Here is a 483-nt window from a genome sequence, read left to right as displayed (position 1 = left end):
AAATGCCTGTCTCTCATACACAAATCCCTGAACAATGCTCAGGGATTTTTTTTGAACTCATTCCCCGCATTGTGATCAGATCGTCTAGGGCTAAATATTCGAGGCGATTATGATGAAGATGATGGATCCAGAGCAGTGGGCGCAATGTCAATTTGGGCACGCAAACCTCAACGACCCAAGACGTACACAAAGACTTGTTTCACTGGCTACCTCAATTACCCAACAACCCGGAGTTGCCGTGTCCAGACTTCCCTTATCCCCCGCTGAGATTGAAGGGGCCTACCGATTTATCCGCAATGAGAATATTCAAGCCAGTGATATTGCTGAAGCGGGTTTTCAAGCCACCGCGCAGCAAGCTCGAGAGCATGACATCTTGTTAGCACTAGAGGATACCACCTCGCTGACTTACAAGCATGACAGTGTCAGGGAGGAGTTAGGTCATACCAATCAAGGGGATAAAAACCGTGCCATTCTGGCGCATTC

At 48.2% G+C, this 483-nt stretch carries 1 protein-coding gene; it reads left to right on the top strand.

Features of this window, described 5'->3' with window-relative positions:
* Positions 1 to 121: 121 nt before the first annotated feature.
* The coding region (locus L976_RS01780) for an IS4/Tn5 family transposase DNA-binding protein (RefSeq protein ID WP_197062265.1) at positions 122 to 483 on the top strand (362 nt) is incomplete at its 3' end.

Origin of the sequence: Shewanella sp. ZOR0012, assembly GCF_000798835.1 — a bacterium.
Taxonomy (GTDB): domain Bacteria; phylum Pseudomonadota; class Gammaproteobacteria; order Enterobacterales; family Shewanellaceae; genus Shewanella; species Shewanella xiamenensis.
Note: the sequence above shows the minus strand (reverse complement) of the source record. Positions and strands in the feature narration are given on the sequence as shown.